Origin of the sequence: Natrialba sp. PRR66, from assembly GCF_034808065.1 — an archaeon.
Taxonomy (GTDB): domain Archaea; phylum Halobacteriota; class Halobacteria; order Halobacteriales; family Natrialbaceae; genus Natrialba; species Natrialba aegyptia.
In genome coordinates this window covers 1-17811 of the sequence record NZ_JAXHGN010000009.1, presented here as the reverse complement: position 1 = coordinate 17811, position 17811 = coordinate 1, and the positions used below count along the sequence as shown (strand labels likewise).

At 55.1% G+C, this 17811-nt stretch carries 18 protein-coding genes and 1 pseudogene; 13 read left to right on the top strand and 6 right to left on the bottom strand.

Annotated features, from left to right (window positions below):
* Positions 1 to 208: 208 nt before the first annotated feature.
* From SM755_RS24605 to SM755_RS22930, 4 genes are all read right to left on the bottom strand, one after another.
* A complete protein-coding gene (locus SM755_RS24605; RefSeq protein ID WP_369335285.1) occupies positions 209 to 367 on the bottom strand; it encodes a universal stress protein in 159 nt (52 codons plus the stop codon).
* A 139-nt stretch (positions 368 to 506) separates the two neighbouring features.
* Positions 507 to 2195, bottom strand: a complete 1689-nt coding sequence (locus SM755_RS22940; protein WP_323174734.1) for a cation:proton antiporter — start codon at positions 2193 to 2195, stop codon at positions 507 to 509.
* Positions 2188 to 3873: a cation:proton antiporter gene (locus SM755_RS22935; protein ID WP_323174733.1), complete on the bottom strand. Its 1686-nt coding sequence runs from the start codon at positions 3871 to 3873 to the stop codon at positions 2188 to 2190. Before SM755_RS22935 ends, SM755_RS22940 begins: the two co-directional genes overlap by 8 nt.
* 362 nt (positions 3874 to 4235) lie before the next feature.
* Positions 4236 to 4499: a hypothetical protein gene (locus SM755_RS22930; RefSeq protein WP_323174732.1), complete on the bottom strand. Its 264-nt coding sequence runs from the start codon at positions 4497 to 4499 to the stop codon at positions 4236 to 4238.
* 227 nt (positions 4500 to 4726) lie between these two features.
* Here SM755_RS22930 and SM755_RS22925 point away from each other — a divergent pair, with 227 nt between their 5' ends.
* The 9 genes and pseudogenes from SM755_RS22925 (at position 4727) to SM755_RS22885 (ending at position 10951) form a co-directional block, all read left to right on the top strand.
* Positions 4727 to 5287, top strand: a complete 561-nt coding sequence (locus SM755_RS22925) for a hypothetical protein (protein WP_323174731.1) — start codon at positions 4727 to 4729, stop codon at positions 5285 to 5287.
* A gap of 317 nt (positions 5288 to 5604) precedes the next feature.
* Positions 5605 to 5805, top strand: coding sequence for a hypothetical protein (locus SM755_RS22920; protein WP_323174730.1), 201 nt, complete (start codon positions 5605 to 5607; stop codon positions 5803 to 5805).
* The gene (locus tag SM755_RS22915; RefSeq protein ID WP_323174729.1) at positions 5802 to 6107 is read left to right on the top strand and encodes a hypothetical protein; all 306 of its coding nucleotides are present in this window, start codon (positions 5802 to 5804) and stop codon (positions 6105 to 6107) included. Before SM755_RS22920 ends, SM755_RS22915 begins: the two co-directional genes overlap by 4 nt.
* Before the next feature lie 250 nt (positions 6108 to 6357).
* Positions 6358 to 6648 (top strand): hypothetical protein, encoded by a 291-nt coding sequence (locus SM755_RS22910; protein WP_323174728.1) that lies wholly within the window; start codon positions 6358 to 6360, stop codon positions 6646 to 6648.
* Entirely contained in the window at positions 6649 to 6984 is a 336-nt protein-coding gene (locus SM755_RS22905; protein WP_323174727.1) for a hypothetical protein, read from the top strand.
* A gap of 51 nt (positions 6985 to 7035) precedes the next feature.
* Positions 7036 to 7638 carry an ArsR family transcriptional regulator gene (locus tag SM755_RS22900; protein WP_323174726.1) on the top strand — a complete coding sequence of 201 codons (603 nt, stop codon included), beginning with the start codon at positions 7036 to 7038 and terminating at the stop codon, positions 7636 to 7638.
* On the top strand, positions 7635 to 8135 hold the full coding sequence (locus SM755_RS22895) for a hypothetical protein (RefSeq protein WP_323174725.1): 501 nt from the start codon (positions 7635 to 7637) through the stop codon (positions 8133 to 8135). Before SM755_RS22900 ends, SM755_RS22895 begins: the two co-directional genes overlap by 4 nt.
* 827 nt (positions 8136 to 8962) lie before the next feature.
* A complete protein-coding gene (locus tag SM755_RS22890; RefSeq protein WP_323174724.1) occupies positions 8963 to 9862 on the top strand; it encodes a DNA-binding protein in 900 nt (299 codons plus the stop codon).
* 204 nt (positions 9863 to 10066) lie between these two features.
* Positions 10067 to 10951 (top strand): annotated as a pseudogene (locus tag SM755_RS22885) (IS1595 family transposase).
* 71 nt (positions 10952 to 11022) lie between these two features.
* Here the strand turns inward: SM755_RS22885 and SM755_RS22880 are convergent.
* Complete coding sequence (locus SM755_RS22880) at positions 11023 to 11799, bottom strand: hypothetical protein (RefSeq protein ID WP_323174723.1); 777 nt, start codon at positions 11797 to 11799, stop codon at positions 11023 to 11025.
* A 12-nt stretch (positions 11800 to 11811) separates the two neighbouring features.
* Positions 11812 to 12681 (bottom strand): hypothetical protein, encoded by an 870-nt coding sequence (locus SM755_RS22875; RefSeq protein WP_323174722.1) that lies wholly within the window; start codon positions 12679 to 12681, stop codon positions 11812 to 11814.
* Between the two features lie 164 nt (positions 12682 to 12845).
* Here SM755_RS22875 and SM755_RS22870 point away from each other — a divergent pair, with 164 nt between their 5' ends.
* From SM755_RS22870 to SM755_RS22855, 4 genes are all read left to right on the top strand, one after another.
* On the top strand, positions 12846 to 14234 hold the full coding sequence (locus SM755_RS22870) for a hypothetical protein (protein ID WP_323174721.1): 1389 nt from the start codon (positions 12846 to 12848) through the stop codon (positions 14232 to 14234).
* A complete protein-coding gene (locus SM755_RS22865) occupies positions 14231 to 15649 on the top strand; it encodes a hypothetical protein (RefSeq protein WP_323174720.1) in 1419 nt (472 codons plus the stop codon). Before SM755_RS22870 ends, SM755_RS22865 begins: the two co-directional genes overlap by 4 nt.
* 157 nt (positions 15650 to 15806) lie before the next feature.
* Positions 15807 to 16733, top strand: coding sequence for a transcription initiation factor IIB family protein (locus tag SM755_RS22860; protein WP_323174719.1), 927 nt, complete (start codon positions 15807 to 15809; stop codon positions 16731 to 16733).
* Positions 16734 to 16827: 94 nt separating this feature from the next.
* Positions 16828 to 17712, top strand: a complete 885-nt coding sequence (locus SM755_RS22855) for a hypothetical protein (RefSeq protein ID WP_323174759.1) — start codon at positions 16828 to 16830, stop codon at positions 17710 to 17712.
* Positions 17713 to 17811: the final 99 nt, after the last annotated feature.

Sequence of the window (17811 nt, the reverse complement as noted above, 5' to 3'; positions counted from 1 at the left end):
GTTCTATTGAAATGGAAGACAGCGTGGCGATTTGCCGATTTCAACGGTTGCTGTTCGGTAATATCCACACTCCTTAGTCTCGAATATACTCGTTTCGAGATGAGTTCGTGGTTCATCGTCAAAATGGAGGGGAATTACGCCACTTCCCAGTAGAAATTCGTGAATTCTCGACGCAAAATTTTCTTGACTCCGCTGCTGTACCGCATTTTCAATAGAGCAGTTTGTCAAGGCCTGCGGCTTCACTTTTATCGACTGCCGTTAAGAGATGAACCTGAGCCTGGCTCATTTCTCCGAGCGCTAACCCGTGCTCCAATGCCCTTGTGCTGGATTCACTTCCATCCACTGGCACCAATATGGAATCATACATACCCGAGTAATTGGTTTCCACGCAAATATTTGTTCTCTCCAAAGAATTTTCACAACTTCACAAGATTGTGTGGTCAAGCTGATTATGTTCCCTCCAAACAAACATATCAGACTGTCTCCAAGCTAACTCACAACGCTGATTAGTTACCCGTGTGGTGCCCGCGTAAAATCAATTCTGCCTCTTCGAGCGCGGTTCTGCCTTGGGATTGGAGTTCATCCCTGTCAATCTCTGAATCTATCGTATCACGCACGACCTGCAACAAGCGTTCGGATGCCAGAAGGTCTGGAACCGCAACATACGTGGCCCCCGCTTCGAACAACGCTAACGCTTCTTGCCGTCCATCAGCCCGAACGATAATATCTGTCGAAGTATTCAATGAAAGAAGGTGCTCGGAAAGTCGTCTGTCCGACGTTGTAGAGTACACGAGTTGACTCTCTGCGACATTTGCTTGGTCGAGCGTGTGATCGACCATTGCATCGCCAAATACGTACTGCTCCTGCTCAGCTTGTACCTTCTTGAATTGATCCGGGTCGTGCTCAATCACAACCACATCAACGTCCAGATCATTGCAAACGGATGCGATTCGGGCTCCGAGGATACCATAGCCGACGATGATAACGTGGTCCGTCACATCCGAATCGACCTCGCTTCGAGCAAGCGACTGCTCGTGGCTCGACGCAAACCACTTCGATTTCGAGAAGAAGCGAGACAACTGCTCATCGTATTCTTTCGTTATGGTTGACGTGATCATCGTTACGGCAGAAGCGAGGATGATCGCTTGGAACACCGGCTCCGAAATCCGTTCGAGCAACAGCGCTTGAATAGCGATGATCAGTGCAAACTCGCTCACCTGATCCAGTGTAAAGCTCGTGAGACACGCCGTGCGCGTCTCATACCCTCTGCGGATCAGCAAAAAGATCGTCACTACTGGCTTTACGATAACGACGAACAGAATCAGGATTCCAGCGAGTGTAAGCACCTCGATGGCTTCTCCAAGAGCTCCAGGGAAGGTAACGAGGCTTCCAAGCGTCACGAAGAATATCGCACTGAAAAACGAGTTCAGCGAATCTAGACCGGAAAGCAGGGCTAAGTTGTTCGGGAAATCGCGTGTTACGGCAAGTCCTGCTGCGAAGGCCCCGACCGCAATAGAGATTTCCAATGCTACCGATCCTGCGATGAATGCGATCAGCAGTCCAATTCCGGTGAGAATGACGAGCTCGTCGTTATCACCAGCTAATTTCGCAAGCAGATCAAACAGGTAGATTCGGATGAGTATCGCGGTCGTGAGAAGAACGACGCCGTATCCGAGTTTGAGCGCCACGCCATCGAATGTAAATACCGCTGCGCTGAGGACGAGAATGAGAAGAATGGCGAACAGGTCCTGGATAAAGTGAATCGACTGAACAAGCCGCCCGTGTACGAGATTGAGATAGATCTCGCGTTTGAACAACTCCTGCCCAACCAGCGAGGAACTGAGCCCAGCAGCGATAGCAAGGTACGTTGCGTCAAGGATACCGAGTCCGAATCCAAGCGAGACAAGGAACGCTATCCCACTGACGATGAGGAACTGAGCAGCTGCGACGTGCTCACTATCACTGGCGACGCTTCGAAGGCGACCTGGTTCGACGTTCACCCCGAAAATGAAAACGAGGAACGCGATGCCCCACTGAGCGAGTTCCAGCGTCAAGTCCTCTCCGACCAGGGGAGGTAACAGCAGTCCGACAACGATGTACACTGGGATCGCTGGAATAGAGAATCTATTTGCGATGACGAGGAATCCAGCAGCGAGTATGAAGATCGTCGCCAGTGAAAAGAGAAGTTCACTCATCGGTGTTCACCCACTGTAGACGCCCATAATCATGGTCTCTAAGCCTCTTGAACTCTGCTGGCTCCGTGAGGTAGGTTCGTAGTTGTTCGTCTATTGTGTCCTCAGCAATCAATGTGCTATGAATGACGAAGTCAGCTCCGAGGTCATAGAGTTCGAATGCGTCTTCGATTAACTCAGCTTCAACGAACACAAGTGACTCGTCACTGACTTTATCTAATAACGTCTTGTTGACATCTAACTCAACTGATGTGCTAAGCGCAAAGGCAGCCCGTTCGAGTTTTGCCTCCGAACGAAGTTCGCTGTGCTTGAAATCTCCGTGAATCACGTCATATTCTTCGGAGTCAAGATATTCTGCGTCCTCGGGGTTGCGATCTATAATGACGACCTCTCCGAAGTGCTCACGGAGTAGCGGGAGAAGATCGCGCGTCACCTCATCGTGTCCGATGACCACCGCATGGTTCTGTCGAGTAGTAACCCCGTCATCATCCTCTCCTTCTCGTTTAAACCGCTGTAGGTGCGGTTCCGCCCGTTCGTAGAGCGTGTAGTTGTAGTTCAGAAGGTACGTCGATGCACTCATCGTGATGATGGCGAGAAGGCTCAAAAAACCGAGTACACCCTCACCGATGAGTTGCTGCGTTAACGCAAGAGTCCCTAGTACGAGTGAGAATTCACTCACCTGGACCATGTTGAGCGAGCCCACAAACGAAGTTTCGAGGGCAAACCCCTCTCGGTAGATCAATGCAGCCATCACAACGAAATTCGCAGCCATAAGAAGAACGGACGCGATTATTGCTTCTCTCCAGTAAGCCAACAGATGCTCGGCAGTCAGCTGAAGTCCAATACTCGTGAAAAAGACCAACATAAAGAAGTCTGTGATCGGTCGAATCTCTTCGGATAATTGTGCACTTTGAGGGACCTGTGCAAGGCTGAGCCCAGCAATAAACGCACCCATCTCAATAGAGAGTTCCAAATAATCGGACGCGCCAATAAACAGGAACGCCCAAGCAATCCCAACGATGAACAGTGCTTCTCTATTTCCCGACACTTCAGCAAAGAGTCGTGGGAGAAGATACTGTGCTGCAACATAAGAGAACACCGCGATGAGTGCCATGAAGAAGAGAACGAATGCGACACTTGAGAGGATTTCAACCGGACTTTCAAGAGAGTCAGAACTAAGAATTGCGAGGAGAACAACGAGGTAAATGTTTTGGAGCATCAACACTCCGATATCGATTCGGCCCGGTAACGTTTCGAGTTGGTCGTTTTCTTGAAGGACTTTAACGATAACCGGTGTCGCACCAAAGACAGCTGCGAGTCCGACTATAACGAGTTCACTTCCTTGAAAGCCAAGAACCCACGCGACAGCTAACGCTAACCCCGTCTGAGCGATGGTTCCTATCACAGTTAGCGAAACAATCGGACGGAAAATTTCTCTGATATCTTCGTACCGCAGCTGTAGCCCCACTAAGAAGAGCAGAAAGCCGAGACCGAGTTCGGCCATCGTGTCGATAAGTTCTGTTTCTGTGACCAGACCAAACACTGCCGGGCCGATCAGGAGGCCCGTGAAGAGATACCCAACGAGAATGGGTTGGCCCGTCAATCGTGCACCGTACCCGAGGCCGATGGCGACGAGGATTATCAGGGCAAATTCCGCAGCAAGTGCGACCGTCTCTGGCATTCGATGTATGAGAGGATGGTTTCTCTGCTTCAAAGAGTCTATTCATTCCAATCTTCAAGCGACCATTGAATCTGAGGCCTAATTCGGACCCTCACTCTCCCCAATCGCCCTCAAAATAAGCGATGTATTCGGAAATCCCCATTTGGCTTTTTCATGCCAATTTATCTATCATATTGGCCACATAGTTCTTTCAGATTCCGCCTATACTGAGAGCTCGACCGTTCGCGCAAATCGCGCTCTACAGATGCTACATTTGCGCCCTGTATGCAGCAAGCTCACAAAAACACCCATCTGAATTGGCAAATATCTCTGCGGGCAGTTCGCACGTGTAGTGAGCGGTACGTCTCAGACTACAACCGAAGTCAGGTTTCCGGCGCCGTCACACGGAGTTCATCGTCGACCTCGTAGAAGTAGCCTCGCTCGAGCAGCCGGGTAAGCGCATAGTTCGCGTCTTCAGGTTCAAGAGTCAGTTCATTGGTTCTCAGAAGGATCTCGAGTGCTTGCTCTCGAGGGACCGACTGCACATTGTCATGATCGTCCGAATTGAGACAGTGCGTGCAAAGGACATCGTACGCGTCTAGAATCCACTCCGAAAGCGGCAGCCGTGGATCAGTGCCGTCGTTCATCTCGTCTTCGTACCTGGATTCTTCAGTATCGAGTTGCTTAAGAATACCCCACTGTGGAAGTAGAACCGGCTTCGCGGGGCAATTAACGGACTCGAAGCCCGCTTTCGAATGAACGACTCTCTTTCTTTCCAGTCAGCTCTTGCACTCCCCTATCGATCGCCCAGTCCGGAAATCGTTTTTTCGCACCTAAGGGGTGAGGCGCGACCACGTGTGCCTCGAGAGTATCCATGAGTACAGATCGACCAATCCAACGCAAGCAACACCAGGAGCACTACCATGACTGCAACACCAGTGACCGAGAGCGAACGTATTCCGGCGACGTCGCTCGACTGAATGGACACGAACTCGTTGCCGTCGACGAGTGGCTACCCGGCACGGAACCTACACCATACGAGATTGACCTCACTGATGGATACGAGTACCGAACGCGCTACTGGCACTGCCGGAACTGTGGCCAAGAACGAAACCATCGTCGCGAGTTTACCGACCACTGTGAGACACCAGACCCACCGACTCCGCTCGAGGCCAGTGCCTACTCGATCAAGGAGCCGCGAACCCGCCGGGCACTGAGCGAGGAGATGGACGTTCGCTTCGCCAGCGTGGGCTTCATCTACGAGGTCGTCAGCAAGAGTGGGCAGACCTACGAGGTTGACGTTGAGGCAGAGACGTGTACCTGCCCGGATTCTGAACATCGCCAGCCCGACGGTGGCTGCAAGCACCTCAGACGCGTTGATCTCGAGATCCGAACTGGGATCATCCCCGCTCCGGATGGGACGTTCAACCGGTGACTGCGGGTTGAACTGGTCGTTCGCTCGAGATGGTTTGTCGCCCCCGGAAGGGCTGCGGGGGGCTCAATGAAGCCCACCGCAGCAATTCATGAGAACAGCTGACGGAGCAACAGCGTCATCAGACGCTGAGACGACTCGGTTCCTGAAGCGAGGTATCGCCAGATGACCAATCGCAACGCGTGCCGAATGCCGAATTGTTCGGCACGCACTCGCGATCGGGCAGGATACGCTGGCCGGTTCTGTTCGGACAGCTGCGAGGTCCGATACGACCACCTGCAGGCGGACGCTCGAGATGCCGCTCAGGAGGATGCGTACTGATGCTCGAGCAGATCGACCACCGTGGCAAGCGCTTCACGATCGATGACGACAGCACCCGCGACAAAGCGGGAATCAGACGCTGTCAGCGAGCAGCCGCACTCGAACGCCAGGCCCAGCGAGAACGCCGCAAACTCGAGCATGCGAAAGCGGTCGCTGGTTCAGCCGGTGCAAATCCCGACGTCGAGGTGCTCGACCGATGACACCAGATGACCCTGATCCACACGACATCCCTGGATTCGACCGAGCACTCGGTGTCGATGATCCGATTCCTGACTCGGAGTACGGTGATCAGGGGTACCACCTGGAACACGACGCCGCCGATGGCGGTCATGTTCCCATCGACGACCTTCACGAGGCGCTCCTCAAGGCCGAACGAGCCCTCTGCGAGATTGATGAGCGACTCCCCGAACCGATGACGCTCAACAGTTCGCTCACTGAACTGGGTGCCACCGCAGATGCGTATGTTCGGCTCGATCCTGAGCACCGCAACAGCGGGGAGTAAGCCAACGTACTCAGCCTAGTCGCTCGTCGGAGGTAGACTCTTTGTATCTACCTTTGAGTTGGGCCTCTTCTGCAATTCTGAAGAAGGGAGACTAACTTTAACCAACAGTTCCGAGTGATATCCCCAATTTTGTTAGTTAACACTCGCGGAGCTAGACCTTGTTCTATCACTTCATCTGCTACCAACATACGAGTTTATCGGCGCCGGGAGGCGCGAGGCGCGCTCGAACAGCGTCCTCGAACTGATCCTCATGACTGGTTCAGATGCAATCAATAACACAGCTGACGCTCACAGACGGCTTAAAACCGGACTCCTCGCTCAAGACCAGGCTGCGACTTACGTCTCGACGGCAGACGTCGACGAAACGACCGCCCGATGCCTCGTTGGTGCTCTCTTCGAGGACGATGTGGTCATCCCGGATTCCGGACAGCGAGTGCTCGTTCACGAACCAAGTGGCGAAGCGTTTGATTCGATCAGGCAGCTAGCTGTCTTCCATCTCAGGTGGACGGCCGCTCGCGACGCCTGTGAGGAGGGAACGTAAATGCAGCAGACTCTCTCCGGATGTGCCTTCTGCGATGCACTCCCCAGCTCGAATCTGGGTGAAGCTCATACTTGGGGGACGGACGAACGGATCACTCACCCGATCTGTGTCGATTGTGCGATCCAGACACAGCCAGATCCCGACGAGCGCAACCACCACGCCTGCGACGGGTGCAGACTCGTCGTTGACACACTCGCAGCACTCACGCGGTTTCGAGTGGAACTCGGTCACTTAAAAGGACCACTGCAACTGTGTGCGCGGTGTAGTTCCGGTGGACCAGCCACATACTGGACTCGCGACCTCAAGGAGCATCTCGTCGTGTCGCCGGAGGAGTGACCCCAAACACTCTTTACTGTTTCGCTGTAAACTGTAATCAATACCAAAGCCATGTCACGCACGTCAAATCGAGCCAACGGCGACGTCATCCGCGACTTTCTCTCGGTCGCGGACCTTCTCGAGGAGCCGCAGCTCGCTCAGCTGTATGCGTATATCGATCAAGAGGGGGAAGTGACCGTACAAGAGATGTTGGACGCCCTCGACCTTGCGCAGGGGACAGCATACACCTACGTCAACCGGCTGGTTGACACTGGCGTCCTCGAGGCGACGACTGACGAGCAACCACGGACGTATGTAGCTCGTGACATCGACCTGACCGTCACAGCTGCCGATGGAACCAGAGAATATACGATCACGCCAGCTCTCATCGATGCCGTCGGGCGCCGCACGACCGACGATGACATCGATACATACATCCATCGGCACGGAATCGCGGGCCTCGCGACAGCCCTGACCTACACCGTGGATCGAGAGCGGGGGGAGATCACCCACCAGCTGATGGCTCGTGATCTCGATATCTCGCCGCTCGCGGCCGAGATCATCCTCCAGGCGCTTCGGCCCATTGTCCACGAGCACTTCGATATCGAGGAGGCTGGCGCGTCGGTCGCGGATATCGAGGGTGTCGATCGAGACGTTGCCGGCGACGACACGTGAGTGCCATTCACATCGCGGATACTGGCCTGTTCGCAGCGATGGGGCAACCTTCGAATCGCCGGTATCGCGTGGTCAGAGCGTTCGCTCGCCGGAACGATATCACGTTCGTCCTCCCCGAGCGTGTCTACGATGAACTGACCGTCAACGATTCCGATGTAGAAAATCCGCCGATCGACACGGCAATCGACGAGGGGTGGGCGCGAGTCGCAGATCCGTTGCAGTATACGAACGCGCTGGTATCACGGACAATGGACGGTGTCCAGCAGTATATTGCCAACGCGGATGATCGCCCTGCCGACGAGATTGAACGTGCGGATCCAGCGCTCGCCGGGGTCGCCGCTCAGGCGTTCGTGGAAGGGAGGGCAGACCAGGCGTACATCTATACGACCGATATTCTTGCCGGTGAAGGGGCTGAGAGCGTGTTCGCTAGTGAGGGGTACGGTGATTCAGTCACGTACGTGAACGGCTTCCGCTTCATTGAGGATCTCTTGAAGTAGTCCACTCCTCGGAGAGCCCGGACGCCGATCACTGTGGGCCAGGATTCGAAATTGGCGAGTCTGCGATCGTCGTCTTCTTCTCGAAAGCCCTCGGCCGTTCACGGCACGAAGCGCCGTTAGCTCGGGAGAGCTTGCTCTCCCGTTGCTCGGCATCCCGCGACCGCGCGAGACTCCGTCTCGCTGGCCCTCGTTCGCTTCACTCACGAGGACGCCGCTGCGCGCCTCACTTCGCTCGGTGCTTACGGGGTCGGGGGACGACCGAGACGGCCTCGCCCTTTCTGAGTCCACCAGGACGATAGATGGTTCGCCGAGCGACGCGGCCAGCTGGCCAGATGGTACGTAACGGCCCGCCCCGCTCGCCGCTGCCGCCCTCCGCGTCGCTCGCGACCGACCATTCCGGGCGTGCGGGCGCTCTCCGCACCGCCCACGCCCGTTCCGGGCTAAAATGTATGTGCCCTCGACGCCAGCGGGTATCCCCGTCGGTTGCGCCCCTTGCGGGCTTTCGCGTTCCAGGGCTTGGTGCCGCCTGCGCTGTCGCGCGCCACACCGCGGCGCGCGTTCTCGGCGACAGTCGCCCTGGACACGGACCCGCAGTCCGGGCCGGACACGAGCGGGCATATCCCGCTGGCCGCTCGCTCCGGGCGGGTCGGCGCGCGGTGCTGGATGATTCGCCTCACTAGGGCGCGCTCTCGCTCGCGCCCATAGGGCGCTCGCGAAGGCGCGAGCGAGAGCGCGCAGATGGTTCTGTCGGTCGTTGTCGTCGGAAAACCGCGATGTAGTAGCATCGCGGTGTCGGGCGCTGAGCGCCTTCGGATCAGTGAGATCCAATGTCAAGTAACAACGCTACCAGTAATGTAGTTTCGGTCGATGAACAGGCATTTGAAAAAGCGGACGAAGCGGCGGTCGACGAAGACGGCTTCGAGGTCGTCGATGAGACGCCGAAGTTCCAGGCAACGGTGCAGATGGAGGTGCAGGCAAAGGTCGATGCGAACCACCCGGACGGGATGGTCGACACCAGTGACGAGCGGATCTATGGGGCGACCCTCGAACAGGAAGAGCGCATTCGGGCGCGGGAGGCTGAGCTGGAGCGCATCAGTGCCCAAGCAGAGATGGGGACGCAAGAAGGTCGGGAAAAGCGGACGCGAGACATCGCGGCGAAGCGGAGTGCTGAGCGGCGTGCAGAGTTCCAGAAGCGAGCGGCGAGCGTGAATCCGATGGCGGACCCGGAGCAGGACGATCCTCGTGCAGAACTCGCGCAAGAGCAGTTGGCGGCGGTGAACAAGCAGTCGATGCGGCTGGCCGAGAAGCTGGATGGCTGGTCGCGAGCGGCGATTGGCCAGCGGCTGAGTGAAGCCGTCGTCGGTGGAAAAGACCTGATGAGCGCGGTCGTCGGGGTGTTCGAGGAGTTGCAGACGGCGCCGGGACAGGTGGTTCCCATCGGGAAGCTCGAGGGCGTCAATCGCAAAGAGGTGAGCATCGAGGGTCGTGTGACCCAGCTGTGGGAGAGCGATTCACCGGCAATTCAGCAAGTCGGACTCATTGAAGACGAGAGCGGGCGAACGAAGTTCACGAGTTGGGTCGCAAGTGACCAACCTTGGATCGGTGAGGGTGAGACGGTTCGCATTCACGGAGCAGCGAAGAACTGGTACAATGGGCGTGTCTCGGTGGCTCTGACCGGCTGGACCACAGTCCACTTCCCTGAGCGCGGTCGGTGGTGGGAAGCGTAGCCAGAGGACGCGGCCTCTTTTTTATGTGCCGGACCGACCCAGACCCCACCTCCCCACCCTCCGCTCCGTGCTCGCTTCGCTGCGCGCGCAGCCACAACCTATAGAATTAGTTCTAAACGCTCTTCGGAAGCAGATTGTTGGTCAAGCAGAGCTGGCGCTGTGAAAGCGTAGCGGACAAGGGTGATGCGTCAACATCACCCGACTATGTTCCCAATTGAAGTCTTTTGCTCAGAGGCGAGCGCCACGAACCTGCTGGAGCAGGTTCGCTGGCGCGAGGGCCTCCAGTGCCCGCGCTGCCAGTCTGAATCGGTGATTAAGTACGGCAGCTATCGAGAGTATCAGCGGTATCGCTGTAAAAATTGTGGACGCACGTTCAACGACAAGACCGGCACGATCTTCGCGCACGCGAAGATCGGCGTCGATAAACTGTTGTTCGCGTTCTACTCGTTGCTCCGGTTCAACACGAGTATCCGCTAGTTAGACGCTGAACTTGATGTCTTGTATCTGTCGCTTCACCGGCGCGTCGAGCGTTCTGGCGAAGCGCTCGACGCGCCTCGCATCGATCTCGTTGGCCCGATCGAAATCGATGAGTTCTACGTCTCTGCCGGGAAGAAAGGCCGCGAGCGCGACCAATCGTCGCGCTCGCGTGGCCTGTCGAAACGTGGGCGAGGAAGCTACGACCAGGACAAGCCACCGGTGTTTGTCCTCGTTGATCGCGGCAGCGGTCAGCGATACGTAATCCCGTCGAAATCCGCCGACGAATCGACCGTGCGACTCCTCCTCGATGATCACGAGGAGGAGTCGTCGACAGTCTATACCGATGGATTTCGCGCGTACGATCCACTGGAGACGGATGAATGCTACCAGCGAGAAGCGGTTATTCACGGCAAAGGCGAGTACGTCGACGGAGACGCACACGTGAATACCTGCGAGAGCCACACGTCGCTGGCGCGACGGTGGCTCTCGCCATATCGAGGTATCTCGAAGGACAAACTCACAGCGTATCTCAGACTCTTCGAACTTCGCCGGAGAATCCTACGCCAACCCGGACGAGAAGCCCTAAGAGAAATCGTTCGAACTGTTCTCTGACCCACCAACAATGTCCTTCACAAGAGCGTAGTTCTAATTTCGTGTCGGAGAACTCAATCGGATGTACTACTCTAATTGTCCAAATCGAGTGAGGCTGTTGATTTTTCTTCACCTGCAAACGTCTCCAGCAAGTACAGAACACTGAACCCGAGGTTCTCGTGGATCCAATCCTGGTTCGAGTAGATATCCGAGAAGTCGCCAGTTACGAAGTGACTGATGCCGACTTCTTCTTCCAGGAATATCGCATCGCACAACAGCGCGATATCGGCGTTGTTCTTCATGCGAACTGGCCACTCCTTCAGCTGTCTCTCGACATCCGGATACTCCCGATCGCGCATCGGCTCCAGATATACGCGAGCCTCAATCTGATCCTTATTTTTAATTGACCTCTCCATTAGGACATCTTTTAGCTTTCGAGCAGCTTCACGAGCTGTCCGCCGAGAAATCTCCCCTTCTTTCTCGAAGTACCATTCAAAATACTTCTGGAGTCGTGGCCGCACTTCTTTCTCCTCGGACTCCTTCATGTCGAAGCGGTCGACGTACTCGTCTATCACCGTCTCAATGTCGAGTTCGTCGTCACGGTAGGTCTGCAGCTTCTTCCCGAACTGTCGTAACTTCAATCGGAGCTTTGCCCGTTTCTCCCCGTACAGCCCTTCGTCCCGTTCGAGTCGGATGTCAGCGCTTCGTCGACTGTTGTGTTCGGTACTTGAGCAGTATTCGTAGACTGCGTTCTTCCCGGTATAGATTGTGTTGTCGGTGTCAAACAGGCGTTTGGCCTCGGGGTACCACCGGTCGTTAAGGAAAGTGAGTCCGAGCAAGCAGTTGGTGTCTACGAAGTACCGAGTCATAGGGAATAGTAGTTAAGGAGCGGTTGAGGGCCCGAGAAGGGCAAATGCAACACCATCGGCGGCCTCCGATACTACATCGTTTTCTTCCAAGTCCGTGTATAGACGGGAGCGTTCTCGTTCGATAAGTTGGAGTTCTTTCCGGATATCGTCTTGTCGGCCTTCGAGATCTTGGCTGTCGAGTTCTTCAGCAATTTCTTCCGGGGTCAGGCCCGTGTTTTCGCGTTGGGCCAAGTCGATGCAAAAGATGGTCCAGAACAGGTCAGAGATTTTCAGGGCTTTTTGGAGCCTGTATTCTTTTGCGTCGAGTTCAGCGCTTAGAACCGAGTACCAGAGATCGAGATCCCGCTCAATCCAAGGGTAGTCGTCGACTGGAAAGGTGTCGATAATATCGAAGACTGTATCTACGACTGCTTTCTGGCTGGAGTCTACTTCAGGATAATCAGGTTTGTCGTCGATAGCGTCACTGAGTTGTTTGTCGAGTCTTCGGTAGTGGCGCTGGACGTCGTAAGGCGCGTCCTCGTACATCTCATCGGTCAGCCCCTCCGTGTTTTGTTCATACAGCCTGTTGAGCGCTCGGGAAAGTGCGAGACGAGCCTTCGTTTCTTCTTCTTGGGGAAGAGTGACCTGGGCAGCTGAAAGGCTGCATCGGATTTCTCGGGCATCCTCACTCCAGTCTATTGTGACTGGGGACCCTCCAGTCTTCACCATGGTTCCGAACTTGTACCAGAAATGTTGGATATCTGTGTCCAGCCCGACGTCAGAAAGTTCCTTGTCAGCAAAGTAGAGCAGTTTGTAGAAGGTTTTCGGGCGTAGCGGGTTTGAGTAGAATCTCTCGTCCAAGAGAAGGGCCGTCACCTCCCCTACGCTCAGTGTAGAGGTCATGCTTATTCTAAGGTATCAACACCCCATCTAATTATTGTATTGAAAAAGGTGAATCTGAATCGTGAAGCTTCAAAACTACAACTAGGTATTCTATTCCCAGTCGGGTATTGACTGTTCATTACGACGAAATGATTTAGGAACTGTATTGTGAGGTTCAACATAACGTGGCGCTCACCAACCTCTTAGGCGAACGCGAAGCCCTCGCGAAAAATTCGGAGATCTACGGTGACAAGGTCCAGGAGTACATGGAGGCAATGGGGTACTACATCACGGAAACATCGCCTACCCATGGCGGCCTTGTCGACCAGAAATACGAACTCCCAGAGATCAGGGGTGACCGGGAGGTCTGGGTCGAACTCAAGTGGACAGACCAGCGCCGTCACGGGAAGAAATTCCTGGAGGAGATGGGGAAGTACTTTCTCCACTACATGGACCGGCCTCCTGAGAAACGGTTCGACGTGGCCATCTTCGGGCGGAACCTCGAGAACTTCAAAGAGTGGCGGAAGATCTTCGACGTCACCAAGCAGACCGACGAGGCAATCCAGGAGTTCTACGACCGGGTCTGCGAAAACGACAAACTCTCAGACGATCACCGAAGGAAGATCGAGAGCTATCCAATGGACGATTTCGAGGAATTCCTGAGTGACACCCACGTCTACCAGGCCGACTATGACTCGCTCTTGATGAAGATCGAGGAGTTCGAGAAAGACGACCGGTTCAAACCGGACTTCTTCCAACGCGAAGCCGAACCAATCACCGACAGAGCAGAGCTGACGACCAACCTCGTCGAGATAACAGAGTACCCTGAAACTCTGTATATCGGAGACCAAGTAGAAGGAGCGACACAGCAGGTCGCATTCAAGCTAAAACCCTTCACGGTACCGACCTGGTTTAAGTCGAACAAGGTGTACAGTCTGTTGCCGCCAGAGGAAATGCCGAAAGCGGTCAAACAGTTCATCGATCCGGACACGGTCGAGGAGAACGGATTCCAGTCCTGGGTAGAAGCCGACCAGGGGAACGCCGATATCGGGGAACGGCTGATCCGGGCCGTTGTCCTATCCAAGGGAGAAAATCGTGGCTGCATCGCGATACACTACCGTAGCGACTACCACCTCTACTTCCCGCACGAAGACCCCGAGGCAGAGGTCCGAAAAGAAGAAGGACGACAGGTCACCCGGTACTTTGGTAACGGAGACTCCCCATTCTTCCGACACCACTCACTTCGTATCGGCATACTCGAATACTCGGGGCAATATTTCCTGACCCTGAAACCAGCTATCCTGTTCACCACCAACGGGAAAGAGAACCGGATCACCGGGGAACAAGCCAAACCGCTGCACGACAGGTTCAGTCCTAGTCGGCACGGAAACAACCGGAAAACACGGAGTCGAATCAATCACTGGTGGAAAATTCTAGACTATGGCGAACCCAAACAGGAGGAGTTGGATATCGGGACAGAACCTGTAATGCTTGAAGTCGACAAAAGACCGCCCAAGGACACCGACGAACGGGACGACGCCATGCAGAACAAGTGGCTGGGAGAGTTTCAATGAACGAGTTCACTGCCGAAGTCCTCGACGAACCCGGCTTGATGTTCGCCAACGGCCAAGAAGCCATCGACCCTCGAGTCGGGCTAATGGAGTACGGTCCGAGAACACCGTCCGGTAAATCCGAACACCAAGTCATCAACATTGGATACATCGGGTCCGGTCGCTCTCTCGGCGCAATCGAGAAACTGTTCAAGGACATGGAGCTGGCGATCACCGCCGACGAAGACAAGTCGAAGCGGTGGAAACCACCGTTCCCTGGCCTTGGCGAGCGATCGTCGCTGAACTTTACGTTCAACACGCAGAAGCGGTGGCGACAGACGATTACTCGAGGCGAGATCCGTGACCTGAACCAGATCCGGAGCAGGAAAGACAGGTTGGAAGAAGCGGTCGAGATCATCAAAATAAATCTTGAAGTCCTATACGCGAAAGAGACTCCGCCTGACGTCGTGTTTATCGCGATTCCTGAAGCGATGTGGGACGCCTGCACTCCATCCCACCAGGACCATGCCCGAATGCAGTCAGAGACCAGCGACTTCCACAACCGGATCAAGCTGCTGGGGATGGAAGTCGGGTTGCCAACGCAGCTGATGCAGCCGAAGACTCTCCGCGGTGAGGACGTCCAGGACAAATCCGAGATCGCATGGAACATCGCGGTCGGAACACTCTACAAGGCGCAACGAGGTCATCCCTGGAAGCTAACCGAGTTGGAGGATGGGACGTGCTTTGCTGGGATCTCCTTCTACAAAGAACGAGGCGGTGACAGATCCCGAACTCGGACTGCGATGGCTCAAGTATTCCTGGAGACAGGGGAGAACTTCATCCTTCGAGGTGATCCTGTCGAAGGAGAAAAACACGGCCCAGGAAACAACCATCTCGCAGAGGAAGACGCTGAGCAACTAGTCAAAAAAATTCTCAGGCATTATCGTAGTCACAAGAAGACTGAACCACGACGATTGGTACTTCACAAGCGGTCAGAGTTCTGGGAAGACGAGCGTAAAGGTTTCATCAAAGGTGCGGGAAGTATCGAGTTGATGGACTTCGTCACGGTGCGAGAGCGACACCCGGTTCGGGCTTTGAGTTCCGGAATCTATCCGGCGCTTCGAGGAACTATGCTCTCCGCCCCTAACAACGAAGAACATTACCTGTACACGAAGGGATACATCCCCGCGTTGTCGACGTACCCGGCTTCGAATATCCCAGAGCCAATCGTAGTCAAACCAGATCCAGAGGTCAGTGATTCGTCACCGCAAAAGCTGTGTCGGGAAATGCTAGCATTCACGAAGTTGGATTGGAACACATCGGACTTCTGCACGAAGCTCCCAGTCACGATTGGGATCTCAGATGCCGTAGGGAACATCCTTGCTGAGGCCGAAGCTCAAAATACTCGTCTAGACATCCATTACTACCACTATATGTAGGACTTTCAAGCTGATAGAAGTCGAGTCTACCCATATTCAGTAGTCCCATTTCATCAGATCACAGTTGGAGAGGCTTCCAAGGCGTCGGTGTTTATCTGCCCCTCAATGGGTGAGGGGCTCGATGTTGAGGCGAGCTCCCCGTAATTCGGTGAGAACGATGGCAACTAGAGACATCTACGAAACTGGGTTCGATGAAGACGTTCAGGCAAAGTCGAGTACTAACCAATGTCCCGAATGTGACGGGCGTATCACTACGAACGCGGTCGAAACAGTCTGCGAGAACTGTGGACTCGTTATTGACGAACAACGAATCGACCACGGTCCTGAATGGAGAACTCACGATCAGGACCAGCGAAAGCGGACGGGCGCTCCACTGACTGCGGCACGTCACGACCGAGGGCTGTCGACGGAAATCGGTCGGTGGAAAGATGCGAACGGGAACGAACTCTCCGGGCGAAAGCGCCAGCAGCTATCCCGGATGCGGCGTGAACAGACCCGTGGTCGCTTCCAGTCGAAAGCCGAGCGAAACCTCGCACACGGCTTGGGTGAAGTTCGAAGAATCGCGAGCGTCCTCGAGCTCTCAGGTTCGGTTCGGGATCAGGCGTGTCAACTGTTCCGGAGCGCTCAAACCGAAGATCTGCTTCGAGGCCGATCAATCGAGGCGATGGCGGCAGCAAGCGTCTACGGGGCCTGTCGATGTAACGGCCACTCACGGTTACTCGACGACGTCGTCGACGCAGCACACGTTGAACAATCGAGAGTCACGAATGCGTACAAGACACTGAATACAGAACTCGGACTCCCAACTCAACCTGTTCGACCGAGCGAATTCATCCCCCGTCTCGCGTCGGAACTTGATATTCCAGCGTACATCCGACAGCGAGCTCGCCGGTTGGCTGAACAGTCAGAATCGACAGGAGTAGCGTCGGGCGTCAAACCATCAGGATTCGCAGCCGCCTGTCTATACAAGGCTGGTCGCGAAGAGGTACGATGGCTGACACAGGCGGAAGTCGCTGCGGCCGCGAGCGTCACTGCGACGACTATCCGGTCGCATCGAGACACGCTGAACGAATTGGCTGTCTGAAGACGCGCTCTGCGAGTTTTCTGCCGATTCAACTTCGGCGTTGGGGGCCGAGATTTAAATACAGAGACGAAGGAAGGTGCTGCCAGACGACTTTATGAATGGACGACAATCTGATTTTGAAGAACTACGACCCCTTGGCGAAGCGAACCACGTTCCCGACAACAATCTTTCTGGACAAGGGAACGCTGGGCAAGGAGAGGGACTGCAAAAGGAAAGGCTCGAATCGTATCCAAATCGAACGAGATCGACACGAAGCGAGTGTTCCTCGTGCGGTGCTTCGATTCCTGCGAACCGTACCAAGTGTCGGTTCTGCCTCTCAAACCATCTCGATGGAACCAGCGACGATAGTCGCGCCCTGGATACTGAGTGGACACTACTCCACGTCGTCCATCTACTCGTCGAGGCGTCGACGTTCTACGCCGCCGTCGCGAAGGGTGCTGCTGCGGCTAGGCTCCTCACGAAGGCTGACAGAGATCCAGCGGTCGACGACTGTCAGCTGATTTACGACCTCGATGCAGAGCCCACCGCACAGCTGGCCGATAAGTGGCCCTCGCTCCCCGAAGCAGTTCGAGCTACCTCCAAAAGCGGTGAACAGCTTCTCGCAGCCGTTCGTGATCGGACGGGACAGACAGATTCGACGCATTTGCGGAATGAAGGGGCGCACACGACGTTCCTCTACGACGAGGGTGGGTACGACATTTGCGTCGAAGGTCGGCTTACAGCCCTACTGGAGAGCGCGGAGAACGACGTCTGGTTGGTGCCAGCAATTGCACTTCAGCGATCCGTCGACGACGAGCACTTAGAGGATCGTCAACCCAGTGCTCCCTCGAAAACACGTCTTGAATGTCGCAAGTGTGGTCGAATGACTGAGCATCAGTTCCAAGAGCTCGAGACTGTCCCAAATGACGAGTGGTCGGGCCAGCCAATGTGGAATTGCCAAGTATGTCAGTCTCCTCGTCACGGACCAGATCCCGAGTAGGATAATCGGCTGAGTAGTATCTCGCTCTTATGTAGAACTGCGGAAAGACCGTATAGTTACACTGAGCCGGTACTAATCTGGCAATATGGCTTCTACTCA

Excerpts from the sequence above, each read along its gene's own strand:
- SM755_RS22925 (WP_323174731.1), top strand. The coding sequence starts at position 4,727 with ATGAGTACAGATCGACCAATCCAACGCAAGCAACACCAGGAGCACTAC.
- SM755_RS24605 (WP_369335285.1), bottom strand. The coding sequence starts at position 367 with ATGTATGATTCCATATTGGTGCCAGTGGATGGAAGTGAATCCAGCACA.
- SM755_RS22935 (WP_323174733.1), bottom strand. The coding sequence starts at position 3,873 with ATGCCAGAGACGGTCGCACTTGCTGCGGAATTTGCCCTGATAATCCTC.
- SM755_RS22910 (WP_323174728.1), top strand. The coding sequence starts at position 6,358 with ATGACTGGTTCAGATGCAATCAATAACACAGCTGACGCTCACAGACGG.
- SM755_RS22930 (WP_323174732.1), bottom strand. The coding sequence starts at position 4,499 with ATGAACGACGGCACTGATCCACGGCTGCCGCTTTCGGAGTGGATTCTA.
- SM755_RS22875 (WP_323174722.1), bottom strand. The coding sequence starts at position 12,681 with ATGACCTCTACACTGAGCGTAGGGGAGGTGACGGCCCTTCTCTTGGAC.
- SM755_RS22940 (WP_323174734.1), bottom strand. The coding sequence starts at position 2,195 with ATGAGTGAACTTCTCTTTTCACTGGCGACGATCTTCATACTCGCTGCT.
- SM755_RS22900 (WP_323174726.1), top strand. The coding sequence starts at position 7,036 with ATGTCACGCACGTCAAATCGAGCCAACGGCGACGTCATCCGCGACTTT.
- SM755_RS22880 (WP_323174723.1), bottom strand. The coding sequence starts at position 11,799 with ATGACTCGGTACTTCGTAGACACCAACTGCTTGCTCGGACTCACTTTC.
- SM755_RS22865 (WP_323174720.1), top strand. The coding sequence starts at position 14,231 with ATGAACGAGTTCACTGCCGAAGTCCTCGACGAACCCGGCTTGATGTTC.
- SM755_RS22890 (WP_323174724.1), top strand. The coding sequence starts at position 8,963 with ATGTCAAGTAACAACGCTACCAGTAATGTAGTTTCGGTCGATGAACAG.
- SM755_RS22920 (WP_323174730.1), top strand. The coding sequence starts at position 5,605 with ATGCTCGAGCAGATCGACCACCGTGGCAAGCGCTTCACGATCGATGAC.
- SM755_RS22915 (WP_323174729.1), top strand. The coding sequence starts at position 5,802 with ATGACACCAGATGACCCTGATCCACACGACATCCCTGGATTCGACCGA.
- SM755_RS22855 (WP_323174759.1), top strand. The coding sequence starts at position 16,828 with ATGAATGGACGACAATCTGATTTTGAAGAACTACGACCCCTTGGCGAA.
- SM755_RS22905 (WP_323174727.1), top strand. The coding sequence starts at position 6,649 with ATGCAGCAGACTCTCTCCGGATGTGCCTTCTGCGATGCACTCCCCAGC.
- SM755_RS22860 (WP_323174719.1), top strand. The coding sequence starts at position 15,807 with ATGGCAACTAGAGACATCTACGAAACTGGGTTCGATGAAGACGTTCAG.